22 protein-coding genes and 1 other annotated feature are annotated in these 23,167 nt (G+C 45.2%); of the genes, 5 read left to right on the top strand and 17 right to left on the bottom strand.

From position 1 onward, the window contains the following. Positions 1 to 86 precede the first annotated feature (86 nt). The 3 genes from pyrC to pyrR all read right to left on the bottom strand — a co-directional run bounded on the left by pyrC (position 87) and on the right by pyrR (position 3,038). Entirely contained in the window at positions 87 to 1,370 is a 1,284-nt protein-coding gene (gene pyrC / locus NYR53_RS14400) for a dihydroorotase (RefSeq protein ID WP_261305797.1), read from the bottom strand. Positions 1,371 to 1,581: 211 nt separating this feature from the next. Beyond that, positions 1,582 to 2,487 carry an aspartate carbamoyltransferase catalytic subunit gene (locus NYR53_RS14395; protein WP_261305796.1) on the bottom strand — a complete coding sequence of 302 codons (906 nt, stop codon included), beginning with the start codon at positions 2,485 to 2,487 and terminating at the stop codon, positions 1,582 to 1,584. After that, positions 2,484 to 3,038, bottom strand: coding sequence for a bifunctional pyr operon transcriptional regulator/uracil phosphoribosyltransferase PyrR (gene pyrR / locus NYR53_RS14390; protein WP_261305795.1), 555 nt, complete (start codon positions 3,036 to 3,038; stop codon positions 2,484 to 2,486). Before pyrR ends, NYR53_RS14395 begins: the two co-directional genes overlap by 4 nt. A gap of 483 nt (positions 3,039 to 3,521) precedes the next feature. On the opposite strand from pyrR, the gene NYR53_RS14385 reads away from it, so the two are divergent. The 4 genes from NYR53_RS14385 (at position 3,522) to NYR53_RS14370 (ending at position 9,049) form a co-directional block, all read left to right on the top strand. Beyond that, positions 3,522 to 5,246, top strand: coding sequence for an ABC transporter ATP-binding protein (locus tag NYR53_RS14385; RefSeq protein WP_261305794.1), 1,725 nt, complete (start codon positions 3,522 to 3,524; stop codon positions 5,244 to 5,246). Beyond that, positions 5,243 to 7,123: an ABC transporter ATP-binding protein gene (locus NYR53_RS14380; RefSeq protein ID WP_261305793.1), complete on the top strand. Its 1,881-nt coding sequence runs from the start codon at positions 5,243 to 5,245 to the stop codon at positions 7,121 to 7,123. The genes NYR53_RS14385 and NYR53_RS14380 overlap by 4 nt, the downstream gene beginning before the upstream one ends. A 72-nt stretch (positions 7,124 to 7,195) precedes the next feature. Beyond that, entirely contained in the window at positions 7,196 to 7,906 is a 711-nt protein-coding gene (gene dapD / locus NYR53_RS14375) for a 2,3,4,5-tetrahydropyridine-2,6-dicarboxylate N-acetyltransferase (protein WP_171648435.1), read from the top strand. Positions 7,907 to 7,927: 21 nt separating this feature from the next. Continuing rightward, complete coding sequence (locus NYR53_RS14370; RefSeq protein ID WP_261305792.1) at positions 7,928 to 9,049, top strand: N-acetyldiaminopimelate deacetylase; 1,122 nt, start codon at positions 7,928 to 7,930, stop codon at positions 9,047 to 9,049. A 244-nt stretch (positions 9,050 to 9,293) separates the two neighbouring features. Here the strand turns inward: NYR53_RS14370 and NYR53_RS14365 are convergent, their stop codons facing one another. Genes NYR53_RS14365 through lspA form a run of 3 tightly spaced genes read right to left on the bottom strand, consistent with a single transcriptional unit; the run spans position 9,294 to position 11,926 of the window. Continuing rightward, a complete protein-coding gene (locus tag NYR53_RS14365; protein WP_261305791.1) occupies positions 9,294 to 10,451 on the bottom strand; it encodes an aminotransferase A in 1,158 nt (385 codons plus the stop codon). A 31-nt stretch (positions 10,452 to 10,482) separates the two neighbouring features. Next, positions 10,483 to 11,433 carry an RluA family pseudouridine synthase gene (locus NYR53_RS14360; RefSeq protein WP_261305790.1) on the bottom strand — a complete coding sequence of 317 codons (951 nt, stop codon included), beginning with the start codon at positions 11,431 to 11,433 and terminating at the stop codon, positions 10,483 to 10,485. Further along, positions 11,408 to 11,926 carry a signal peptidase II gene (gene lspA, locus NYR53_RS14355; protein WP_261305789.1) on the bottom strand — a complete coding sequence of 173 codons (519 nt, stop codon included), beginning with the start codon at positions 11,924 to 11,926 and terminating at the stop codon, positions 11,408 to 11,410. Before lspA ends, NYR53_RS14360 begins: the two co-directional genes overlap by 26 nt. Positions 11,927 to 12,078: 152 nt before the next feature. On the opposite strand from lspA, the gene NYR53_RS14350 reads away from it, so the two are divergent. Next, a complete protein-coding gene (locus NYR53_RS14350; protein WP_261305788.1) occupies positions 12,079 to 12,822 on the top strand; it encodes a TraR/DksA C4-type zinc finger protein in 744 nt (247 codons plus the stop codon). A gap of 51 nt (positions 12,823 to 12,873) precedes the next feature. Here NYR53_RS14350 and ileS read toward each other — a convergent pair whose 3' ends face one another. From ileS to spoIIGA, 11 genes are all read right to left on the bottom strand, one after another. After that, on the bottom strand, positions 12,874 to 15,645 hold the full coding sequence (gene ileS, locus NYR53_RS14345) for an isoleucine--tRNA ligase (RefSeq protein ID WP_261305787.1): 2,772 nt from the start codon (positions 15,643 to 15,645) through the stop codon (positions 12,874 to 12,876). A 67-nt stretch (positions 15,646 to 15,712) separates the two neighbouring features. Beyond that, positions 15,713 to 15,961: a binding site (T-box leader), on the bottom strand. A 72-nt stretch (positions 15,962 to 16,033) separates the two neighbouring features. After that, entirely contained in the window at positions 16,034 to 16,510 is a 477-nt protein-coding gene (locus NYR53_RS14340; RefSeq protein ID WP_261305786.1) for a DivIVA domain-containing protein, read from the bottom strand. 155 nt (positions 16,511 to 16,665) lie between these two features. After that, the gene (locus NYR53_RS14335; protein ID WP_261305785.1) at positions 16,666 to 17,448 is read right to left on the bottom strand and encodes a YlmH family RNA-binding protein; all 783 of its coding nucleotides are present in this window, start codon (positions 17,446 to 17,448) and stop codon (positions 16,666 to 16,668) included. Between the two features lie 2 nt (positions 17,449 to 17,450). Beyond that, complete coding sequence (locus tag NYR53_RS14330; protein WP_496198189.1) at positions 17,451 to 17,720, bottom strand: YggT family protein; 270 nt, start codon at positions 17,718 to 17,720, stop codon at positions 17,451 to 17,453. Positions 17,721 to 17,755: 35 nt separating this feature from the next. Continuing rightward, positions 17,756 to 18,178 carry a cell division protein SepF gene (locus NYR53_RS14325; protein ID WP_261305783.1) on the bottom strand — a complete coding sequence of 141 codons (423 nt, stop codon included), beginning with the start codon at positions 18,176 to 18,178 and terminating at the stop codon, positions 17,756 to 17,758. A 38-nt stretch (positions 18,179 to 18,216) separates the two neighbouring features. Beyond that, positions 18,217 to 18,903 (bottom strand): YggS family pyridoxal phosphate-dependent enzyme, encoded by a 687-nt coding sequence (locus tag NYR53_RS14320; protein ID WP_261305782.1) that lies wholly within the window; start codon positions 18,901 to 18,903, stop codon positions 18,217 to 18,219. Between the two features lie 44 nt (positions 18,904 to 18,947). Then, positions 18,948 to 19,793 (bottom strand): peptidoglycan editing factor PgeF, encoded by an 846-nt coding sequence (gene pgeF, locus NYR53_RS14315; protein WP_261305781.1) that lies wholly within the window; start codon positions 19,791 to 19,793, stop codon positions 18,948 to 18,950. A gap of 119 nt (positions 19,794 to 19,912) precedes the next feature. Then, on the bottom strand, positions 19,913 to 20,212 hold the full coding sequence (locus NYR53_RS14310; RefSeq protein WP_047672367.1) for a YlmC/YmxH family sporulation protein: 300 nt from the start codon (positions 20,210 to 20,212) through the stop codon (positions 19,913 to 19,915). A 135-nt stretch (positions 20,213 to 20,347) separates the two neighbouring features. Beyond that, positions 20,348 to 21,130: an RNA polymerase sporulation sigma factor SigG gene (sigG, locus tag NYR53_RS14305; protein WP_261305780.1), complete on the bottom strand. Its 783-nt coding sequence runs from the start codon at positions 21,128 to 21,130 to the stop codon at positions 20,348 to 20,350. A 161-nt stretch (positions 21,131 to 21,291) separates the two neighbouring features. Further along, positions 21,292 to 22,014 carry an RNA polymerase sporulation sigma factor SigE gene (gene sigE, locus NYR53_RS14300; protein ID WP_047672364.1) on the bottom strand — a complete coding sequence of 241 codons (723 nt, stop codon included), beginning with the start codon at positions 22,012 to 22,014 and terminating at the stop codon, positions 21,292 to 21,294. 226 nt (positions 22,015 to 22,240) lie between these two features. Next, complete coding sequence (gene spoIIGA / locus NYR53_RS14295; RefSeq protein ID WP_261305779.1) at positions 22,241 to 23,164, bottom strand: sigma-E processing peptidase SpoIIGA; 924 nt, start codon at positions 23,162 to 23,164, stop codon at positions 22,241 to 22,243. Between the last annotated feature and the right edge of the window lie 3 nt (positions 23,165 to 23,167).

The raw sequence follows: 23,167 nt of genomic DNA, 5'->3' as shown, positions 1-23,167 counted from the left end.
TTCTGTATAAATATACACGAATTTTCGATCTGCGTATAGATCTTAATGCGGATTTATGCTTGATTTCGACGTTATTTAAGAACGATTTATGACCAAACCACTTTACCGGAAGCGATTGTAACAACCGGCCAGCCTTGCAGCTTCCAGCCAATGAATGGCGTGTTTTTGCTGCGTGAAACGATCTCTTCTTTGAGAACTTCGCGCTCTGTTTCCAAATCCACGATGGTAATATCAGCTGCGCTGCCTACTTCCAGTGTTCCGTATGGAAGACCGAATACGTCGGCAGGTTTTTTCGTCATACGATCCACAAGGAATCCCAAGGACCATTTGCCTGTCAGTACAAATTTCGTGTACAGCAGGGAAAACGCAGTTTCGAAGCCGAGTATGCCGAACGGAGCCAGCATCATGCCCTTCTCTTTCTCTTCTTCGGTATGCGGCGCGTGATCCGTCACGATAATGTCTATCGTGCCGTCTTCCAACCCTTCAATGACAGCCTGCACATCGCGCGGCGTACGCAGCGGCGGGTTCATCTTCCAGTTGGCATCGAGCCCTGGAATGTCTTCATCCGAGAGCACGAGGTGATGCGGACATACCTCGGCTGTCACTTTAATGCCGAACTGCTTCGCATGTCGGATCAGACGAACCGACTGCTCGGTGCTTACGTGGCACACGTGGTAGTGTACTCCTGTCGCTTCGGCTAGCAGCACGTCGCGACCTACATGAATCGCCTCGGACTCATTCGGGATTCCCTTCAGTCCGTGCTTCTTCGCGAACGCGCCTTCGCTGACCGGCGCGCCAACTACAAGCGTGTCATCCTCGCAGTGCGCGATGATTGGCATACCGATGGATGCAGCCAACGCCATCGCATCCTTCATCATTTGCGCGCTTTGCACGCCGACACCGTCATCCGTGTAGCCGATGACGCCCGCTTCTTTCAGCGCAGCGAAATCGGTCAACTCGCGGCCAAGCTCGTTCTTCGTAATCGTACCGTAGGGGAGAACACGGACGACACCTTCCGTTGCAGCTTTGTCTAATATGTAGTTCACAGTATCAACGGTGTCGATCACAGGTCTTGTATTCGGCATGCAGGCGATGGTTGTGAAGCCGCCTCTTGCTGCGGAACGTGTTCCGGTCGCGATATTTTCTTTATGCTCAAAGCCAGGCTCTCTTAGGTGAACATGCATATCGATGAATCCTGGAGTCACCAGCTTACCTGCTGCATCAATGACTTCATGGCCATCAGTTTGTGGAGCCGAACCTTCTTCTGCCTCTATAACCTTTGCAATTTTATCATTCTCTACCAAAATGTGTTTCTTCGCTTGTACATTATTTGCATCAACGGTAAGTCCGTTTAATATCCAAATACCCATTGTGATATTGTCCTCCTAGTATTCGTTTGGGGCCCCCGCAAAGTAATGTCTAAACTCTTATCGAAGCAATTCGACGTAGTATGACCGCTTTGAATGGTAAGTTTAGACGCCGATCGAGCTAAAGCTCAATGCGGGCGGAATCAGCTTCAGAGCTTGGCTTCACTTTGTGGGACATTATAGGGATCTTTGATCGAAGATCAAAGTCTCTCCTTTAGGATAAAGCTCGTTCGATGACCGCCATACGAATCGGAACACCGTGAGCAATTTGCGTGAAAATTTTGGATTTCTCGTGTTCAACAAGTTCATCATCAAGCTCAACATTTCGATTGACGGGAGCCGGATGCATGATGATTGCGTGAGGTGCCATGCGACTTGCACGCTCTGCTGTTAGCCCGTATTGCTCGCGATATTCCTCTGCAGAGCGAATGATTCCTTTGTCGTGCCGTTCAAGCTGCACACGCAGCATCATAACCACGTCAGCTTTCAGTGCTTCCTCGAAGGACACATACGGAGCAAACTGAGCTAACTCTGGAGCCTGCATGCTTTCCGGCGCGCAGAACTGCACTTTTGCTCCCAGGGCGATGAGTCCCCATAAGTTGGAGCGAGCGACGCGGCTGTGCAAGATGTCTCCGATGATAGAGACCGTTAAACCTTTGATGGCGCCGAACTGCTTGCGCATCGTGTAGAAATCGAGCAGCGCTTGTGTTGGATGCTCGTTATTGCCGTCCCCCGCGTTAATGAGCGGGATTTTGATTTTCTCAGCCAGCTCTTGCAGGACACCGTTTGGCTTCAATCGGATGACACCGGCATCGATGCCCATGGACTCGAGTGTACGGACTGTATCGTAGATGGACTCACCTTTTTGTACACTGGATTCAGCAGCAGAGAAGTTGAGTACATCAGCTCCGAGCCGCTTTTGCGCCAGTTCAAAGGAGAACCGAGTTCTTGTACTATTTTCAAAAAACAAGTTGGAAACGAATTTGCCTTGAAACTGATTCGTCACCTTCGAAGATGATTGTTCCCAGTAGGCAGCACGATCAAGTATGCTCGTTATTTCATCTGCGCTTACGCCCTTCAATCCTAGAAAATGCTTCGTTTGTGTACTCACTATGCTCACTCCTGTTTCCCCCTCTGTTGAATTATGATGACCCCATCCTTATCATCGATTTCCGTTAGCCGTACTTCGATGCTTTCACTTTTGGAGGTAGGTACGTTCTTTCCTACATAATCAGGGCGAATTGGCAATTCGCGATGGCCTCTGTCAACAAGGACGGCAAGCTGGATCATTTGCGGTCTACCCAGATCGATCAATGCATCCATCGCTGCCCTCACCGTTCTTCCGGTGTAAAGTACATCATCGAATAGAATGATTTTGCGGTCTTGAATTTGGAGCTTGCCGCCTTCCTGGACATTCTCCACTGATTTCACCTTCACGCGATCATCACGATAAGAGGTGATATCAATCTCACCGACAGGAATCGGTATACCTTCAATCTCAAGAATTCTCTCTGCTACTCGACTTGCCAAGTAAATACCACGGGTCCGAATCCCAATCAAGGTACAGTTTTCTACCCCTTTATTCTTTTCCAGTATCTCGTGCGCAATCCGTGTTAGCGCTCTGCGAATTCCCATTTCATCAATAATCGTGTGTTCGGCCGTTTCATTCATCTTTTTCGCCTCCTGAGAGTTTTGCTTTAGCAAAACTTGCATCGTAAGCATTGGCTGAGTTTTCCGTAGGGAAAACTGGCATCGTGTGCATTCGCAGGTTTTCTGTTAGCAAACCAAAAAACTCCTTGCCCATTTATTGGCAAGGAGTTACGAGTGCATAAAGATACAGAGCGGGGCATAAGGATGCGCACATCCCTTTAGCTTTGACTACACTGAATCCGCAACTCAGTATATCCCGTCTTTTCTCATCGACTACCTTGCCAGCCTCTCTGGACTGTTTTTAAAGGTACATATTTAATTAAAAGAATTATCCCACTTTCGACACGATAAGTCAATATCTATTTCTTGAACTTGCTTTGAGCTAGCGCTCGGCCATGTGTTATAATTTACATATGAAAACACGAGCATTGCCCGTTTTCTTGCGAAAATTCTGCAACGCTTATGATGCCCGTTTTGCTAGGGTAAAACGCTAAGGAGGAACCTATGTTCAAATTGTTTCGGCTTCTGAAACCGTACAAAACTTCTGTGGTTGCGATTATTACTTTGATGCTCTTGCAATCATTGGCGCAGTTGTACCTGCCCACTCTGCTCGCAGACATTGTCGATGTCGGGGTTGTGAAAGGAGATATTCCTTATATTCTCCGGTTTGGCGCTTACATGCTTTTAGTAGCGATGGGCGCGATGGTTTGTGTCATCATTGCGAGCTACTTATTAGCACGAACGGCGACAGGATTCGGCAGGGATTTACGACGAACGCTTTTTACCCATGTTGAAAGCTTCTCCTTGCACGAATTTGATAAACTCGGCACATCCTCCCTCATTACCAGAACCACGAATGACATCGCACAAGTTCAGCAAGTGATTGTTATGATGCGGATGTTCATCGGCGCTCCAACGATGCTAGTCGGCGGAGTCATTATGGCCACTTACAAGGACGCTCATCTCGCCATTGTTTTAATCTCCATCATCCCGATTCTTGCACTTGCAATTGTGGGAATCATGCGTAAAGGACTTCCCCTATTCAAAACATTACAGGTCAAAATCGATGGCATTAATCTCGTGCTGCGTGAAAATTTAACCGGCATCCGCGTCATTCGCGCCTTTAACCGTTCCGAACATGAAAAACGCAAATTCGAAAAAGCGAACCTGGATTACACACAAGTAGCCGTAAAAGTAAATGTCATCATGTCTACGATGATGCCCATCATGATGCTTGTATTTAATCTTGGGGTTGTCGTCATTCTTTGGTACGGCGGAGTTCGTATTGATGCCAACCAAATGCAGATTGGTGACTTAATGGCCTTCATCCAATATGCCATGCAGATCATGTTTTCTATGTTCATGATGACGATGATTTTCATGATGATTCCACGCGCATCTGCTTCTTCTGTCCGTATTAATGAAGTTTTAGCCCATCAATCAAACATACATAGTGCGGAAATGGCGAAATCTCTTGATTCCAAGCAAGCAGCTGTTGAATTTAAACATGTATCATTTAGTTATCCTGGGGCTGAACAACCAGCAATCCGCGATCTATCCTTCCGTGCTGAGCCTGGTGAGGTAACAGCAATTATTGGAGGAACCGGATCGGGCAAGACGACCCTCATTCATTTACTTTTGCGCTTCTATGATGTAGAGTCCGGCACTATTACTTTAGATGGTCATCCTCTGCCTTCTTTAAAATTAGAAAGTCTACGACTGCAAATCGGTTATGTCCCACAAAAAGCAGCGCTTTTCTCAGGAACGGTAGCGGATAACATTCGTTTTGGGCGTGAGATGGCAACGGAAGAGGAAATACAGCATGCTGCGACTACTGCCCAAGCTGCAGATTTCATCGCCGAGATGAAAGATGGCTACCAAGCTGTTCTGGCCCAAGGTGGAACGAACTTATCCGGAGGCCAGAAGCAGAGGCTTGCCATTGCGCGTGCACTCGTTCGTAAACCGAACATCTACGTATTTGATGACAGCTTCTCTGCGCTTGATTTCAAAACGGATGCTAAGCTTCGTGCAGCTCTCAAAGCCGAAACCGAACATGCAACCATGATCATTGTTGCCCAACGCGTCAGTACAATTATGGACGCTAACCGCATTATCGTACTGGAAGAAGGGCAAATCGCAGGAATCGGCACCCATTCAGATTTGATGAAAACATGTGCTGTGTATCAAGAAATTGTTGCTTCTCAGCTGTCAGAGGAGGAAATTGCATGAGCGACAAACCAAAAGAGAAAGCTCCTTCTCAAGCAGGGGTAAATCCCGGTCACTTTGGCCGAGGCGGCATGGGTGGCATGGGAATGCCAGTTCAAAAGGCTAAGGATTTCAAGGGAACTATACGACGGTTGTCCCGGTATATGAGTCCTTTCCGTATATCTATCCTGCTTGTTTTTATCTCGGCTGTACTCAGCACGCTTTTCAGCATTATTAGTCCCAAACTTATGGGGAACGCAACAACCATATTGTATGAAGGCTCTATCGCGAAGTTCAAGGGAGTTGCCGGTGCTAAAATTGACTTCGATGCCATTTTCAAAATCATTGTTATCCTGGCTGCTCTTTACATACTTAGTGCCATTCTTACTTTCATCCAACAATGGATTATGGTCGGTGTCACACAGAAAATAGTATTTAATCTCCGTAAAGATATCAGCGAGAAGCTCACCCGAGTACCTCTCTCCTTCTTCGACTCACGCAGTCATGGAGATACGATGAGCCGGGCTACTAACGACGTAGATACTCTCAGCTCTACCATGCAGCAAAGCTTGACGCAGTTGATTACTTCAATCGTAACCTTGCTCGGAATCATTATTATGATGCTAACGATCAGTCCTTTATTGACCTTGGCCACCATCGTAACCTTGCCGCTCAGCATTTTGGGAACGAAAATGATCGCCTCACGGTCTCAGAAGTATTTTAAAGGTCAACAAAAAACGCTCGGCGAACTGAATGGTCACGTGGAAGAAATGTACACCGGACATACCATTGTCAAAGCTTTTGGCCGTGAGCAGAAATCCGTTGAGCAATTCAATGAAATTAATGAACGCTTGTATCATTCAGGCTGGCGTGCCCAGTTTATCTCGGGGATGATCTTCCCCCTTATGTCCTTTATCGGGAATATCGGCTATGTATTGGTCAGTGTGATTGGTGGCATCATGGTAACAAATGGGGCTATTAAAATCGGAGATATTTTAGCGTTTATTCAATATTCAGGGCAATTCGGGATGCCAATTGCACAGGTGGCTAATATAGCCAACGTGATTCAGTCCACTATTGCCGCCGCGGAACGTATCTTCGAGCTGTTAGATGAGCCGGAAGAAGTACTGGAAATCACTCATGTAAAAACAACCCAAAATGTTAAAGGCCATGTTCAATTTAAACAGGTTAATTTTGCTTACAAAGAGGATACCCCGTTGATTCAAGATATGAATATTCAAGTAGAGCCTGGACAAACGGTTGCCATTGTTGGCCCAACAGGTGCAGGTAAAACAACGATTGTCAATTTACTGATGCGTTTCTACGAATTAAAGAATGGTACGATTTCCATTGATGCGGTAGACACACGTGAAATGTCACGTAGTCATCTGCGCGGACTGTTCGGTATGGTCCTGCAAGACACATGGCTGTTCAACGGAACGATTCGTGAAAATATCGCTTACGGACGTGATGGTGCCACTGAGGAAGAGATCGTTAGTGCGGCTCGTGCGGCCTATGCCGATCATTTCATTCGAACCCTGCCGGAAGGATACGATACTAGATTGAATGAAGAAGCATCCAACCTTTCACATGGGCAAAAGCAGCTTCTGACCATTGCACGCGCCATACTTGCGGATCCAACCATTTTGATTCTTGATGAAGCGACGAGCAGCGTAGATACACGCACGGAAGTATCCATTCAAAAGGCGATGAATAACCTGATGGAGGGTCGCACAAGCTTCGTCATTGCACATCGACTTTCCACCATACGAGATGCCGATCTTATTCTTGTTATGAATCATGGCTCCGTTATTGAACAAGGATCCCATGAACAGCTATTGGAACAGCATGGCTTTTATGCAGATCTATACTATAGTCAATTCGCTCAAAAAGCTCTATGAATACACATTGGCTGAAATGCCCCCTTTCTGATAATATAGGAGAGTCAATTTAAATTTTAAGGAGATGTCACCATGACCGAGATGAATACGTTAGAAATTATTCAATTTATTAAAGAAAGCAAGAAAAAAACGCCTGTTAAAGTATACGTAAAAGGAAACCTTGAAGGTATTAACTTTGGTGAAGGCAGCCAAACCTTTATATCCGGCGGAAGCGGCGTTGTTTTTGGCGAATGGAGTGAAATTCAGCCCGTTCTTGAAGCAAACAAAGCGCAAATCGCGGATTTCGTTGTTGAAGCGGATCGTCGCAATTCTGCGATTCCAATGCTTGATCTGAAGCCAATCAATGCGCGCATTGAACCAGGTGCGATCATTCGTGATAAAGTACATATCGGAGATAACGCCGTCATCATGATGGGCGCTCTCATTAATATTGGTGCTTCTGTTGGCGATGGTACAATGATCGATATGAATGCTGTTCTTGGTGGTAGAGCACAAGTCGGCAAAATGTGTCATATCGGCGCAGGTGCAGTTGTTGCAGGCGTTATTGAGCCCCCTTCCGCACAGCCTTGTGTGATTGAGGATGATGTGCTTGTTGGAGCGAATGCCGTTATCTTGGAAGGTGTTCGTATCGGAAAAGGATCTGTTGTTGCTGCCGGTGCTATCGTTACACAAGACGTAGAAGAATATACAGTTGTAGCAGGAGCACCTGCACGAGTGATTAAGAAAGTGGACGATAAAACGAAGTCCAAAACAGAAATTTTACAAGATCTGCGCACCCTGTAAGGTGTTCTGGAGGAATTCACCATGCTTAGCCCCTTTATAGAGCTGCGCCGTCAGCTTCACCAAATTCCGGAGCCGGGCTTTCAAGAGTTCAAGACGCAGCAGCTTCTCCTTGACCATCTAGCTAAGCTTCCTCAGGATAGACTGACGATTCGTACTTGGCGCACTGGCATTTTGGTTTACATCAAAGGTACGAATCCTACCAAACGCTTCGGATATCGAGCGGATATGGACGGGCTGCCCATCACGGAAGAGACCTCTCTTCCGTTTCCTTCCCAGCATCGAGGCTACATGCATGCGTGCGGACATGATTTTCATATGTCGATTGGGATGGGCGTTGTTACCCATTTCGCTCAGCAGCCGATGCAGGATGATCTGATTGTGCTGTTCCAGCCAGCAGAAGAAGGACCAGGCGGAGCTTTGCCCATGCTTGCTGCTGAAGAATTGCAGGATTGGAAGCCTGACCAGATGGTTGCTCTCCATATAGCTCCTGAGTACCCAGTAGGCACGATTGCCACGAGGCCGGAGATCTTGTTTGCCAATACATCTGAGCTGTTCATTGACCTGCTAGGCAAAGGCGGACATGCCGCTTACCCGCACCAAGCAAACGATATGATCATTGCTGCGACACAAATGGTTGGTCAACTGCAGACCATTGTTTCCCGTAATGTGAATCCGCTGGATTCGGCCGTCATTACCATTGGTAAAATGGAAGCCGGAACCAAGCAGAACATTATCGCTGAAAAAGCGCGCTTGGAAGGTACAATTCGTACCCTTTCCGCTGATTCTATGGACAAGATCAAGAAACGGATCGAAGCTGTAGCGGCAGGAATCGAAAGCTCCTTCGAGTGCCAAGTTTCTATTGATTATGGCTCGAATTACCGCCAGGTGTTTAATGATCCAGCTTTGACCGTGGAATTCATGGACTGGCTGCGCGGAAAAGAAAATGTACAGCTTGTGGAATGTACAGAAGCGATGACAGGCGAAGACTTTGGCTACTTTTTGGAGCAAATACCTGGCTTCATGTTCTGGTTAGGGGTAGATACTCCTCATGGGTTGCATAACGCCAAGCTTGATCCTAATGAGAGTGCTATTGATGTAGCCATAGATACCATTACAGCCTATTTACGGTTTAAATCTAATTAAGTATGGTTAAACGAAGGACATCTGTAACGATGCAAAACATTGTAAAACATCGTTACAAGCTGCACACGGCGCGGATACCAGACCTTATCTCACCTGTTATATAGGGAACCTCTCGGTCGCCAAAGACATATAAATTCTTATCTTTCAAAGAAAAACCCTCCAACCACACTAAGTGGATTTGGAGGGTTTCCTCGTTTAAGGATTAAAGTAATCTCATCTATGAAATACCTGAACAATGGCAAGCTTACGTTAGCTTACTAATAAAACGCTCAAGCCGATCAAGCGACTCTTCTAATACTTCTTGTGAATAAGCATACGAAATGCGGATATAGCCTTCTCCGTAAGAAGTGAAAGCATCTCCAGGTACAACAGCAACGTGCTCCTCATGAAGCAGCCTCAAGGTAAATTCCTGAGAGGTTAAACCGAACTTGGAAATGGAAGGGAACAAATAAAACGCCCCATTCGGCTTTTCCAACTCGAAGCCCATCGCGACCAAACGATCATAGACGTAATCCCTACGAACTTCATAGGCATTGCGCATTGGCAGAGCATCATCCACACCAACTGTCAAAGCCTCTAATGCCGCGTACTGGCTTACTGAGCTTGCGCAGGTCACATTATACTGATGTACCTTGACAATATGCTCGGTAATGTATGCAGGCGCTAAAGTGAATCCAACCCGCCAGCCTGTCATAGCGTGGGATTTGGATAGGCCATTAATAACAATGGTTTTCTCGCGAAGCTTACCTATCGTTGCAATAGAATGATGTTGGACTCCGTACACAAGCTCACTGTAAATTTCATCGGATAAAATAAACAATTCCCGATCTTCTAATAATTGAGCCAAATCGGTCAATTCCTGCTCCGTGAGCACTTGGCCTGTTGGATTAGATGGATAGCACAAGATAACGCAGCGCGTGTTAGCTGTTAGATAAGGCTCAAGTAACTCCGCCGTTAATTTCAAGCCATTCGGTCTAGTATCAACATAAACAGGGACTCCCCCTGCTAGTCTGATTAATGGCTCGTATCCCGGGTAAATTGGCGCGGGAATAATAACTTCTGCACCAGGTGTAAGGATGGTACGTAACGTAATGTCTACCGCTTGACTCGCTCCAGCTGTCACGATAATTTCATCAGCTGCGCGATATTGTTGGCCGTACTTAATGAGAACGAAGCTGGATACCGCTTCTCGCAGTTCCAATAGTCCGGGATTTTGCGTATAAACCGTTTTATTTTTATCCAAAGCCCTCTGTCCCGCCTCAATTATATGCCGCGGCGTCGGGAAATCAGGCTGTCCGATCGTTAAAGTCAATGCACCTGGAATGGTGCTGACGAGATTAGATATTTTACGTATGCCTGAAATTTGAATATCTTTCACTTGTGGATTAATCAGATACTCCATGTGATTCACTCCTCTCCCACTCTGAAGAACCCTAGGATGTTCGAATTGTTTGCAAAAGGTTTTCCATATCAGCGGGTATCGGTGCTTCAAATTGCAGCCATTCCTCTGTACGCGGATGTTTAAAGCCTAGAATGGCAGCATGCAGCGCTTGCCCATCCATAAGCATCCCTTTGCTCTTGCCATACATCGGATCACCAACAAGCGGGTGACCAATGAATTTCATATGCACGCGAATTTGGTGGGTTCTTCCTGTTTCAAGTTTCAGCTCCACCAAGGTAAAATCGCCAAAACGTTCGATAACTACGAAATGAGTTACAGCTTGCTTGCTGTTTTTCTCCGTTACCGTATACATCTTGCGATCATTGGAATCGCGTCCGATCGGAGCGTCGATAGTACCTTGATCGTGTTGTAGATTCCCATGTACTAGGGCGATATATTTGCGATTAACCGTATGAGCCTTTAACTGCTCAGCTAAGCTAGCGTGTGCTTTATCGTTCTTTGCCGACATGATAAGACCGGATGTGTCCTTATCAATCCGATGTACGATGCCAGGACGCAGCTCTCCGTTGATGCCAGATAGATCCTTGCAATGGTACATCAATGCGTTTACTAATGTACCTGAGTAATGGCCAGGTGCTGGATGAACGACAAGTCCCCGCTGTTTATTGATCACGATGACATCGGCGTCTTCATATACAACATTCAGGGGAATGTTTTCCGCGGCTAGCTCAACACCCTGGGGCTCAGGAATTCGCAAAGAAATAATATCTTGTTCAGACAGCTTATAGTTTGGTTTTATTGTTTTCCCATTCACTCTAACATGTCCGTCTTTGACCCATTGCTGAACGAGTGTTCTTGACACATCTTCTTCTAATGCTTCTGTAATGAATTTATCAATACGTTCACTGGCATACTGCTCTTCAACCGTCCATTCGACGACATCATTTGTCGCGGCCTCAGATGAGGTCTGGTTTGTGTTCATTCGTTGCTCCTTTTTTCTCTTTTCTCCAAGTAAGTAACGATTCTAGGAAAATCAGGATGACCCCGATCACGATGGCCGAATCAGCTAGATTGAAAATCGGATAAATATAATAAATGGCTTTGCCGAACAAGCTAAAATCAAAGGTAAACTGCAGGAAATCCACAACTTCACCGAATAAAGCTCGATCAATAAAATTACCGATTGCTCCTCCTAGCAGAAGACAAAGTGCAAAAGATAATAAAACTTTTCTCTCACGTATCGTCCGACGCATGTACCAGAGAATACCAATCACTACAATAAGTGTAATCACAATGAAAAACCATCTTTGATTTTGCAAAATGCCAAATGCCGCACCCCGATTACGATGCGAAGTTATGATGAAGAAATCACCTAGCACTGGACGTTCCTCGCCAAGCGGAATCCGTTTCACAATAAACCATTTGGATACTTGATCCAAAATAAAAACGATGAGCGCATAGAAATAATATTTCATTATCTTTTCCTCCTAAGAGTTTTCGTAAGCATTACCTTCTCGCAAGCTTAAACATGTTCCTTATTTTCAAGGAATTACCTCACTAAAAAAAGCTGTCACTCGGCATTATAACGGTATGCATCAGCTGTTAGAAAGGAGTTGTACTTTCGACTATGAGCCATTTATCCGAGGAGCAATTAAGAGAATTATATCTGCAATTATTGGAGGAAAAGGTTTATCTCGAAAAACATTTTGCCATGAATGATAATTATGGCCTGTCCAATTCTTTTAAAGATAGTACTGGAGAGCTCTCCATGTATGATAATCATCCAGGAGACGTTGCCACAGAAATTTACGAACGAGAGAAAGATATTTCACTCAACGAACATGCTGAATTTCATTTAAATCAAGTTAATGAAGCCTTAGCTCGCATGGAGAGTGGAGAATACGGCATATGTGTATTCAGCAAACAACCGATTCCCTTTGAGCGCCTTCAAGCTATCCCTACTACCCTTTACAGCTTAGAACACGTTCCTGATCCTGACCGATCATTCCGAAGACCTGTTGAAGAACAAGTGCTCTACCCACCTTTTGGCCGAACCAGCTTTGACGAACGTGACGACGAGACTGAATTCGATGGTGAAGATGCTTGGCAAATTGTTGAAAGTTGGGGTACCTCAAATTCGCCCGCCTTCGCGGAAGATCCCAATGTTGATCACTATAATGAAATGTATGTGGAAGCCGATGAGCACGTTGGATATGTTGAGTCTTTTGAGAGCTTTGTTGCGACTGACCTGTATGGTGAACATGTTACCATTGTTCGAGGCAAGGCCTACCGTGATTATATGCATAAAGGTGAGGGCGAGCCTCTTCTCGAACCAGAAAACCATTATAACCCAGATGATGAGCAGCTCTAGAAAAAACAGGACAAACGAGCTTCGCATTAAGCGAAAGCTCGTTTGCTTCCATTACTCGTGATAATGAGTCGAAACAACGTCATTACATCTGGCACAAAGTGTCGGATGTTCTTTACTTTGCCCTACCTCTGAAGTCACTATCCAGCAGCGCTCGCACTTCTCGCCTTCAGCTACCGTGATAGCAATGGCAGCGTCCTTGGATTGATACACCCCAACAGGAGCTTCTGTTCCAGGTTTGTGTACATTCACAGCAGAGACGATGAATAACTGATCCAATTGCTCCAATTGCATTAGCAAATCGTAAGCAGCTTCATCATTCGGATATAGATGCACAGCAGCTCCTAACGAGTTACCGATGACCTTCTCTTTACGTGCCTCCTCGAGAGCTTTCAGAACTTCATCTCTAACATCCAGGAAGCTATTCCATTTATTTTCCAATTCTTCCTTATACAAACTTGAATCGACTTCTGGCAGTTCTGCTAACTGCACACTGCTGAGCTCAACTCCGGGGATGTACTTCCACACTTCATCAGCTGTGTGCGGAAGAATCGGTGAAATTAGCTTCGTGATCGCAGTTAAGGCAGCATATAATACGGTTTGCGAAGCTTTCCGAGCTGGATCATGAGGCGCGTTTGCATACAAACGATCCTTGATAATATCCAAATAGAAAGAGCTCATTTCAACTGCGCAGAAATGATGAATCGTTTGGTAAACGACATGGAATTCATACGCTTCGTATGCCTTCACTACCTTCTCAATCATGCGATTCAAGCGGATCAACGCATAACGATCAAGCTCAGACAAACTCTCCGCAGCTACACGATCGGTTTCTGGGTTGAAATGACTCATGTTCCCCAGCAAGAAGCGCATCGTGTTGCGAATTTTACGGTATACTTCCGTCGTTTGATTCAAAATATTATCCGAGATCCGGTGATCCGATTGATAATCGACTGAGGATACCCACAGACGCAGAATATCGGCGCCTAGCTTACCACACACAACATTCGGATCAATCGTGTTGCCGATCGACTTGGACATTTTCCGTCCTTCTCCATCCAGCGTAAAGCCATGGCTGAGAACGCCTTTATATGGCGATTTCTCTCTTGTGGCAACACCTGTAATGAGAGAAGAGTTGAACCAACCACGGTATTGGTCAGAACCTTCTAAGTACAGATCCGCAGGCCATTGCAGCTCAGGACGGGATTCTAGAACAGCCACATGGCTGGAACCAGAATCAAACCATACGTCCATGATGTCCGTTTCCTTACGGAACTCAACATGACCACATTTGGAACAGCTAGTTCCCTGAGGGAGGAGATCCTTTTCATCTTTGATAAACCAAGCATTCGAGCCTTCTTGCTCAAATAATTGAGCCACATGTTGGGTGGTTTGCTCATTGACAAGCGGTTCGTTACAGCTGCGGCAGTAGAAGATCGGAATAGGAACACCCCATGCACGCTGCCTCGAAATACACCAGTCTCCACGATCTGCGATCATGTTATGCAGGCGAACTTCACCCCACTCTGGCGTCCATTTCACTTGCTTAATTTCATCCAACATCTCTTGTCTGAACTTATCGATGGACGCGAACCATTGCTCTGTCGCTCGATAAATAACTGGCTTCTTCGTGCGCCAATCATGGGCGTATTGATGCTGAATTTCACCAGCTTTAAGCAATAGACCTAATTCTTGCAGCTTCTCGATAATCAGCTTGCCGCCTTTTTCATAGAACAAGCCTTCGAAGCCCGGTGCTTCCGCTGTGAAATGCCCTTGATCATCCACAGGACATAGCACTCCGATGTTATAACGTTGTCCAATCGCGAAGTCGTCTTCCCCATGTCCAGGAGCTGTGTGTACACAACCAGTACCTGCCTCAAGTGTCACATGTTCGCCGACCATTACAAGCGATTCACGGTCATAGAACGGATGCTGACACGTAACGAACTCAAGCTCACTGCCCTTTATCGTCGATAACACTTCGTAATCAGTCCAGCCAATTTCCTTAGCTGCAGCTGCAAGCAAGCCCTGTGCAAGTACATACTTCTTCCCACCAGCCCCAACAACAGCGTAGTCGAACTCAGGATGAAGTGAGATACCCAGGTTTGCAGGGAGTGTCCATGCCGTTGTCGTCCAAATCACAATAGCGGCATCCTGCGGCAGTTTGCCTTTGCCGTCTTTAACAGGGAACGCCACATAGATGGAAGAAGAAGTTTTTTCTTTGTATTCAATCTCAGCTTCTGCAAGTGCACTTTCGGATGAAGGGGACCAATAGACAGGCTTCAAACCTTTGTAGACAAAGCCTTTTTGAACCATTTTACCGAACACTCGAATTTGCTGAGCTTCATAATTTGGCTGCAGAGTGATATACGGATTCTTCCAGTCACCGCGAATACCAAGTCGCTGGAATTGGCTTTTCTGTTTCTCAACAGACTGCAGGGCATACTCTTTGCAATATTCACGGAACTCAGGGACAGTCATTTTTTTACGATCGACTTTCCCGCTGTTTGTAATCACCTGCTCAATCGGCAATCCGTGTGTATCCCAGCCTGGAACATAAGGCGCATCGAAACCTTGTAATGTTTTGAATCGCACGATAATATCTTTCAATACCTTGTTTAAGGCATGTCCGATATGAATATCGCCGTTCGCGTACGGAGGTCCATCATGCAAAATGAATTTTGTTCTGCCTTTGCGACTCTCCTGCACTTTGGCATATATGTCTTCAGCTTCCCAGTGTTCTTGGATTTTCGGTTCCGCCTGCGGCAAATTGCCTCTCATCGGAAACTCCGTTTGCAGTAAATTTAATGTTTTGCCATAATCCATGCTAACCTCTCCATTCCTGCCTCAATCTTTATGTTGTCAGAAAAACAAAAAAAGCCTCTCATCCCCCAAAAGGGACGAGAAACTCTAGCTCGCGGTACCACCCTCGTTAAAAAGCTTAATGAACTTACACTCTGAGGTGTAGCGAACATAAGCTTAATCACTCGATCATGTGTAACGGCATGACCCGTTTCTCTCTACTCGCTTCAAGAGACGCTCCTGGGGGATATTCGGTACGCTGCAGAGATTAGGCTCACACCAAAACCCTAATTCGCTGACACTGCTCACTCGACCTACTCGTTCCAGTCATAGCTTTACTGAGATACATTTAACAGGAGTATAACCAATTCGTTAGGCATAGTCAATATGACAGCCACTTAATCGTCGATCCCTACTCTTCTTTATTTTCAAACTGCATACTTTGCCAGCCTTCTGTGCCCAACAGCTCTAATTGCGCTTCAAGCAGCGTCCGGAAGCGTGTGCGATAGATGGAGGCTTGTTTCTTCAGCTCTTCAATCTCCAAAGCAACCTTGCGTGAACGCGTCAAGGATTCGTTAATAATCCGATCAGCATTCTTCTCAGCTTCCTTCAAGATCAGCTGCGCTTCCTTCTTCGCATTGCTTCTCACTTCATCCGCAGCTTCTTGAGCAACAATAATCGTTTTGCTAAGTGATTCCTCAATGTTGGTGAAATGGTCCAAACGTTCCTGCAGCGTTAATGTCTGATTATGCAAGTCTTTATTCTCGCGAATCAATGCCTCGTAATCCTTAATGACTTGATCCAGGAATTCATTCACTTGATCTTCATCATAACCGCGGAACGAGCGGGAAAATTCCTTATTATGTATGTCTAGCGGTGTTAATGGCATCAGTGCCCCTCCTTAGCGTTTTGCGCAGCAAAACTGACTTCGTAAGCAAAGCTGAGCTTTCTTCCAAGAAAGCTAGTTTGAACCCACATCTATACTGAATCAGTTCGACAGAAAATAAGCAATTCCTGCAAAGTTCGTGGATAAATTATCCACGCTCACGCAAATTTGCCGATCTTCACACGAATTCGCCCTTTTTTCGTTACGCCTTCCACTTCAAGCACCTTGAATCTACCAAATCCTTGCAAAGACACCATATCCCCCTCTTTAAGGGGCTTACTAGGATCTTCCTCCAGCTTCCAATTGACGCGGCAGCGGCCAGCTTGAATGGGAACCAATATTTTAGCCCGGCTTAGCCTGAATACATCACTCACAATCCCGTCCATACGCATCGACGCAACAGACAGGTTCAGCTCGTCCAATTGTACCTTAGCTAGTTCCAGCTTATCTAACGACAACAGTTCTGTCTGTACATGAACCCTATGTACCTGAGACAAATTCAGATGCAAGTAATCCGCAGCATCCTGGGTAACCAAACAATGGCAGCCACCCTCTATAACATGAATATCGCCAACCTTGTCTCGCTTCATGCCGAGTCCAAGAATGGCGCCCATATAATCTCCGTGTTCTAATGTTAGAAATTTGCCGTCACCGGAAGAAACGGATAAGACCGCCATCGCCATATCTTCCCCATCCAAAGATCGGTAATCTGGGGCAATCAGAGCCCTTCTTCGTTCGGCGGCCGAATATCCGCCATCTAGACGGCAGTGGACATCTGGGTGTCTATTCACAAGTGATGTCAGTATAAAAGCCTGTCTGGGATCTAAGAAATCCGTTAGCTTCACAGCATGCTGCTCGGCTGCCCGTTCCACCCAATCCCAGGCTTTATCGACAAAATGGTGTTCATCCGAATGAAAATGACCATAGAGTTCTTTTGGCAATGTTAGAACAACCCCACAATAAAATCGAGCACAGCTGCAATCCCCATAACCACAAATCGCAATGCAATTAAGGCTACAATTGGTGAAAGATCAATGAACCCAATGCTGGGAATAATCTTTCGGAAAGGACTTAAATACGGTTCAACCAATTTCGCAAGGAGACCTCCAATGAAGCTGTCACGTGCATTTGGAAACCAGGAGAGGATCAAATAGCCGATAATCATGAAATAATAAATTTCCATTAAAATACTAAGATAATAGTGAACGTAAATCACGTATGCATCCACCTCTGTGTTAGGATATGCGCCTATTCTTCACCCATCATCTCGGAGATGTGACCATGAATATCAACTGAGTCTGGTGTACAGAGGAAGATATTTGGTCCTAGTTTGGATATAGACCCACTCAAAGCATATACCGTCCCGCTTAAGAAATCTACGATACGTATGGCTTGATCACCACGAACTCGCTGCAAATTGACAATCACAGCTCTTCTGGAGCGAAGATGATCTGCAATATCCTGCGTCTCTTCATAGGTTCGAGGTTCACTCAGCACGACACGTGCATTTTTCTGTGAATGAATGCTGACGACATTCGCCTTATTTTTATTACGTAATTCATAAGGATTGGTTTCAGGTTCTTCTGTTGTCTCCACAATGCGCTCCCGCTCCACAATCTCTTCCTCTTCTTGCAGCCCAAGAAAATTCATAAATCGGTTATAAACACCCACTATAGTTCCCTCCTTATCATGTTCTTAAATCAGGTTAACTAAAGTTCTTTCCCTACCAAAACAGTACCCAAACGAACCCATGTTGCACCTTCTTCAATCGCTACTTCAAAGTCTCCAGACATCCCCATCGATAACTCGGTAATCTCGTATGGGAAAATTCTTTGGTCATTCAGACGGTCTCGCAATTCTCTTAATCCACGGAAGACAGGTCTTGTTGCATCGGCCTCCATCTCATAGGGAGCCATGGTCATCAAACCTGTGATATGTATATGTTTTAGACCGCTAACTTCTGTAGCAAATTGGAAGAAATGCTCAGGTGCAATACCATACTTTGACTCTTCGCCGGAAACGTTCACTTGCAATAAACAATTTACTACAATTCCCATAGCTGCAGCCTGCTTGTCCAGTTCTTTGGCTAGAGATATCCGATCCAAAGAGTGGATGTAGGCGAATTTGCCGATGACGTCCTTTACTTTATTCGTTTGCAAATGTCCAATGAAATGCCATGTTCCCCGTTCGTGTAGCGCTTCCCACTTCGGCTTTACATCCTGCCAGCGATTCTCACCGATGTGCAGCAGACCTGCATCCAATACACTTTTGGTTGTCTCTAAGGAAACGTATTTCGTTACAGCAATCGTCTTAACTTCGTTCTCGCTCCGTCCAGACCGCTTACATGCTGCGGCAACACGGGCTTCTACCTCTTCTTTACGGGCCAGTAAACTCACTTATGCATACACCTCAATTCAACGCATCGCTTGCATCTATCTTCTTAAAGAAGACCTATCCAAGCAATCATTCTACCTGTAGAACCGCCTTCTTTTCGATGTGAAAAGAATTGATCATTGCTACAACTCGTACATAACTGTGATACTTCGATATGGGACGACAAAATTCCTGCTTGCCGTAACAATTTTCGGTTCAATTCTTGCAAATTCAGCATATACTTGCCATTTCCTTTGTCGACCATAACTGTTTGACGCTCATCTGATGATGCTTTGATATCTGTAAGAACATCATTTACACGATTAGCTACAGTCGCATCAACCTCATAACAGCACGCCCTAATGGATGGACCAATTGCCACTCGAATGTCTGTGGCCTGACTACCAAAAGTATGTGTCATTAAGGATATCGTAGCCATGGAAATGTTTAACACCGTGCCTTTCCAACCGGCATGGGCAAGCCCAGCAACACGCTTAACAGGATCGTAGAAAAATAACGGCACACAATCTGCAAATTGCGCACAAAGAACAATCCCCTTCTCATTTGTGATGAAGCCATCCTTCGCTTGAATGGCTGTTTCCCTGGATGTTCTACCCATTCCTCTTTCCTGTAGGCTTACTACAGTGACTTCATTACCGTGCACCTGCTCTGCATACGTAAATGCTTCAAATGGCTGGCCTACGGCTTCAGCGAGCAGCTCACGATTCCTCACTACATGCTCTGACACATCGTTAACATGCAGCCCGCAATTGAGCGTCGAATACGGTGCTTGACTCACTCCGCCATGGCGTGATGTAAAACCAACTGTTAATTCGCTGTACTGCTCCATCCAGCTTTCTATCGTAAATAGGACTGGCCTATCCTCTTTTCCTTGTTTCACAAATGGTTCCACGGTTGCTCTCTCCCCACACTTGGATCTTTACTTCCTTTTACTTTAGCACAAAATAAAAAGACACACGATGTTTGCTTGGCATGCCCATGAAGCAGCAGCCTTCGCTCGTGTGCCTTTCGTCAATTTCGGAATTGCTGATTGAACTCATAAACACCTTCGTTATCATCCGTTTGACGATAAGGCCGGACGTCTTCTAATTTCACAAGAACGACATCTGCACCAATTTTCACAATATGTTTCCAAGGTATGATGACATCTGTCCCTGAACCAAACAACCCGAAAAACCGGCTTTGATTGGGTACAACAATCGATTCGATACGACCCTGACGCAGATCAAGCTCCAAATCACTGATTTGCCCGAGCTTTTTACCATCGACAATATTGATTACATCTTTCGTCTGGAAATCAGATATTTTCATGAGGCCATTCACCACGAATCTCATTAGGATTTTTAACTGATTTTGTACTAGTATATGTGCCGTGTGGGCAAAATGTCCTGAAAACCAAAAAAAGACCTTCACGGCTTGTCACAGCCGATCCAGTCTTTATGTTAATTACGATTTCACATGTTTCTGCATCTGACTGATGGCAGACTTCTCAAGCCTGGAAACCTGAGCTTGGGATATGCCGATCTCATCGGCAACTTCCATTTGCGTTTTCCCTTCAAAAAAGCGCATGGAGAGAATCATCTTCTCCCTAGCATTAAGTTTACGCATCGCTTCACGAAGAGCAATTCCTTCTATCCACGACATGTCCTTATTGCGCTCATCACTAATCTGGTCCATGACATAGATGGGATCTCCGCCATCATGATAAATCGGTTCGAATAACGATACGGGGTCTTGAATGGCATCAAGCGCGAATACCACATCCTCCTTAGGCACATTAAGGGCCTCGGAGATTTCATAGATCGTTGGTTCGCGTGAATTCTGATTCGTCAAGCTGTCTCTGACTTGCAAAGCTTTGTAAGCAATATCTCTTAAGGAACGAGAAACGCGAATCGGGTTATTGTCTCGTAAGTAGCGGCGAATCTCACCTATAATCATCGGTACAGCATAGGTTGAGAACTTGACGTTTTGACTTAAATCAAAGTTATCAATGGCTTTCATCAAACCAATACAGCCAACTTGGAAGAGATCGTCCACATACTCTCCGCGATTGTTGAACCGCTGGATCACACTTAGAACCAACCTTAGGTTCCCATTGACCAATTTCTCTCTCGCAGATCGCTCCTGTTTCGTCTGCAAATCAGCGAACAGTTCACGCATTTCAGCATTGGTCAGAACAGGCAGTTTGGCGGTATCAACACCACATATCTCAACTTTATTTCGGGTCACCGTGATTACCTCCCAAGGAGAAACATTACTGTTAATTATCCCCGTGAGCGGTTGATTTATTCCTGTCCTATCCCCTATGGAGCTACTTGACAAAAGGGTTTCGACTCGCTCCCTCCCGTGACTCCTGAACAATTTCGACATGACCCGTCAAAAAATATTTTTCAGACCATCTTATTAAATTCTTTACGAAGCCTTTTAATAATACGCTTTTCTAATCTGGAGATATACGATTGTGAAATGCCCAGTAAGTCAGCGACGTCCTTTTGCGTTTTTTCCTCCCCGTCTTGCAGGCCAAAACGAAGCTCCATAATGATGCGTTCTCGTTCTGTTAACTTATCCAGTGCTTTATGCAGCAGCTTTCGATCTACTTGTTCTTCAATATTTCTGTAAATGGTATCATTTTCGGTCCCTAATACATCAGATAACAGAAGTTCATTTCCATCCCAATCGATGTTTAGCGGTTCGTCGAACGATACTTCCGTACGTATTTTACTGTTTCGTCTTAAGTACATGAGAATTTCATTCTCAATACAGCGAGAAGCATATGTAGCAAGCTTGATCTTTTTCTCCGGGTCAAAGGTATTCACAGCTTTAATTAAGCCGATGGCACCGATAGAAACCAAATCCTCGATATTAATGCCAGTATTTTCGAACTTTCTAGCTATATAGACAACCAATCTCAGGTTGCGTTCAATCAGCATAGCTCGCACTGCAGCATCCCCGGACGGTAACTTTTCCAATAAGTACTCTTCTTCTTCTCTCGTAAGTGGAGGCGGTAACGCTTCACTACCACCAATGTAGTAGATTTCTTCGCCTTTGAGACCTAATAGCATTAAAATACGATAATACGCTAGTTGAAAGAGCATTTTCCATTTCAAGAACATGTTAGTTTCCTCCTAAGAGTTTTGCGTATGCAAAACTGACTTCGTAAGCATTCGCTGAGTTTTCCGTAGGAAAACTTTCATCGTAAGCATAGGCTGAGTTTTGCGTATGCAAAACTTTCATCGCAAACATATGTTGAGTTTTGCTGCTTAGCAAAACATATTTCCTAAATCAACGAAGTTTTTCATCGTATCTTTTTGCTCAACTTAACCCTAGTTTTTGTAAGCGCTATCCTGCTGAAATCAAGGCAGGATGGATAATCGCTTGATACGTACCGTCACTGCAAAGTTTGCCTCCGTCGAGTCCGATAAGCACCTTAGACGCTTCAATTTGCAAATGATTATGGGTGATCACCACCTTATCCGGTTTAATGGCCAGCATGAATTGGGTATTCCGATTAACGCCACGGTAAGGCACGAGACGCAAGCGATCCTGCCAAACAAACTCCTCTACACCCAAGCCACTTATGATCTGATCAACATCCGCCGATCGAATCCTTTGGAGCCATTCTACAGGCAATACATCCCCCCACTCAGACACTTCCATGACCATTACAGGGGTACGTGTCAACGGGTCGTACAATTGATTGCCCGTATCAATTAAACCTTTGCAAGAGGCTGTATAATCACCCACATGAATCGTTACTTCCGCCAAATAAGATGTCAACACCTCACGCTGTTTCGAACTCTGAAACACCGTTCGAAACCACCACAGCAATGGTAAGAGCAACATGAGCACAAACAGGATGCCTCCAACCTGCATCTGAAACATAGCCACACCCGTTTGCGTAAACACAATCCCCTCCATCACATCGGATGAGGATGCCAGTACATAATGAATGCCGAACATACCACCGGCTACAGCAAAATTCACTAAAAGAAACGTTCCGATGTTTCTCAATAAATTTTGTAAGGAGCCAAACCCAAAAGCAGTCATAATCATACCGATACAGAACATACATTTCACAGAAAATGTAAAAAGAAACAACGGTACTGGCAAGAACATAATGACCACATAGGAAGCTCCTAAAACCGACGAACCTACGATTCTCCACCACTTGAACGATATTTTCCGCGTTTTAGCCGTTACGATAAGCATGGCCGCATCCATCAGAAAGTTCAGCAGGAAAATGAGATCCGCATAGACGACCACAAT

This window comes from Paenibacillus andongensis (assembly GCF_025369935.1).
GTDB lineage: Bacteria > Bacillota > Bacilli > Paenibacillales > NBRC-103111 > Paenibacillus_E > Paenibacillus_E andongensis.
The sequence above is the reverse complement of the archived record's forward strand: the minus strand, read 5'-3'. Positions and strand labels throughout refer to the sequence as shown.

Bases quoted from the DNA above. Each gene is read 5' to 3' on its own strand.
- NYR53_RS14350 (WP_261305788.1), top strand. From the start codon at position 12,079: ATGAGCCATTTATCCGAGGAGCAATTAAGAGAATTATATCTGCAATTA.
- pyrR (WP_261305795.1), bottom strand. From the start codon at position 3,038: ATGAATGAAACGGCCGAACACACGATTATTGATGAAATGGGAATTCGC.
- NYR53_RS14365 (WP_261305791.1), bottom strand. From the start codon at position 10,451: ATGGAGTATCTGATTAATCCACAAGTGAAAGATATTCAAATTTCAGGC.
- ileS (WP_261305787.1), bottom strand. From the start codon at position 15,645: ATGGATTATGGCAAAACATTAAATTTACTGCAAACGGAGTTTCCGATG.
- pyrC (WP_261305797.1), bottom strand. From the start codon at position 1,370: ATGGGTATTTGGATATTAAACGGACTTACCGTTGATGCAAATAATGTA.
- sigE (WP_047672364.1), bottom strand. From the start codon at position 22,014: ATGTTCTTGAAATGGAAAATGCTCTTTCAACTAGCGTATTATCGTATT.
- dapD (WP_171648435.1), top strand. From the start codon at position 7,196: ATGACCGAGATGAATACGTTAGAAATTATTCAATTTATTAAAGAAAGC.
- NYR53_RS14380 (WP_261305793.1), top strand. From the start codon at position 5,243: ATGAGCGACAAACCAAAAGAGAAAGCTCCTTCTCAAGCAGGGGTAAAT.
- NYR53_RS14360 (WP_261305790.1), bottom strand. From the start codon at position 11,433: ATGAACACAAACCAGACCTCATCTGAGGCCGCGACAAATGATGTCGTC.
- NYR53_RS14340 (WP_261305786.1), bottom strand. From the start codon at position 16,510: ATGCCATTAACACCGCTAGACATACATAATAAGGAATTTTCCCGCTCG.
- NYR53_RS14385 (WP_261305794.1), top strand. From the start codon at position 3,522: ATGTTCAAATTGTTTCGGCTTCTGAAACCGTACAAAACTTCTGTGGTT.
- NYR53_RS14370 (WP_261305792.1), top strand. From the start codon at position 7,928: ATGCTTAGCCCCTTTATAGAGCTGCGCCGTCAGCTTCACCAAATTCCG.
- lspA (WP_261305789.1), bottom strand. From the start codon at position 11,926: ATGAAATATTATTTCTATGCGCTCATCGTTTTTATTTTGGATCAAGTA.
- NYR53_RS14310 (WP_047672367.1), bottom strand. From the start codon at position 20,212: ATGAAAATATCTGATTTCCAGACGAAAGATGTAATCAATATTGTCGAT.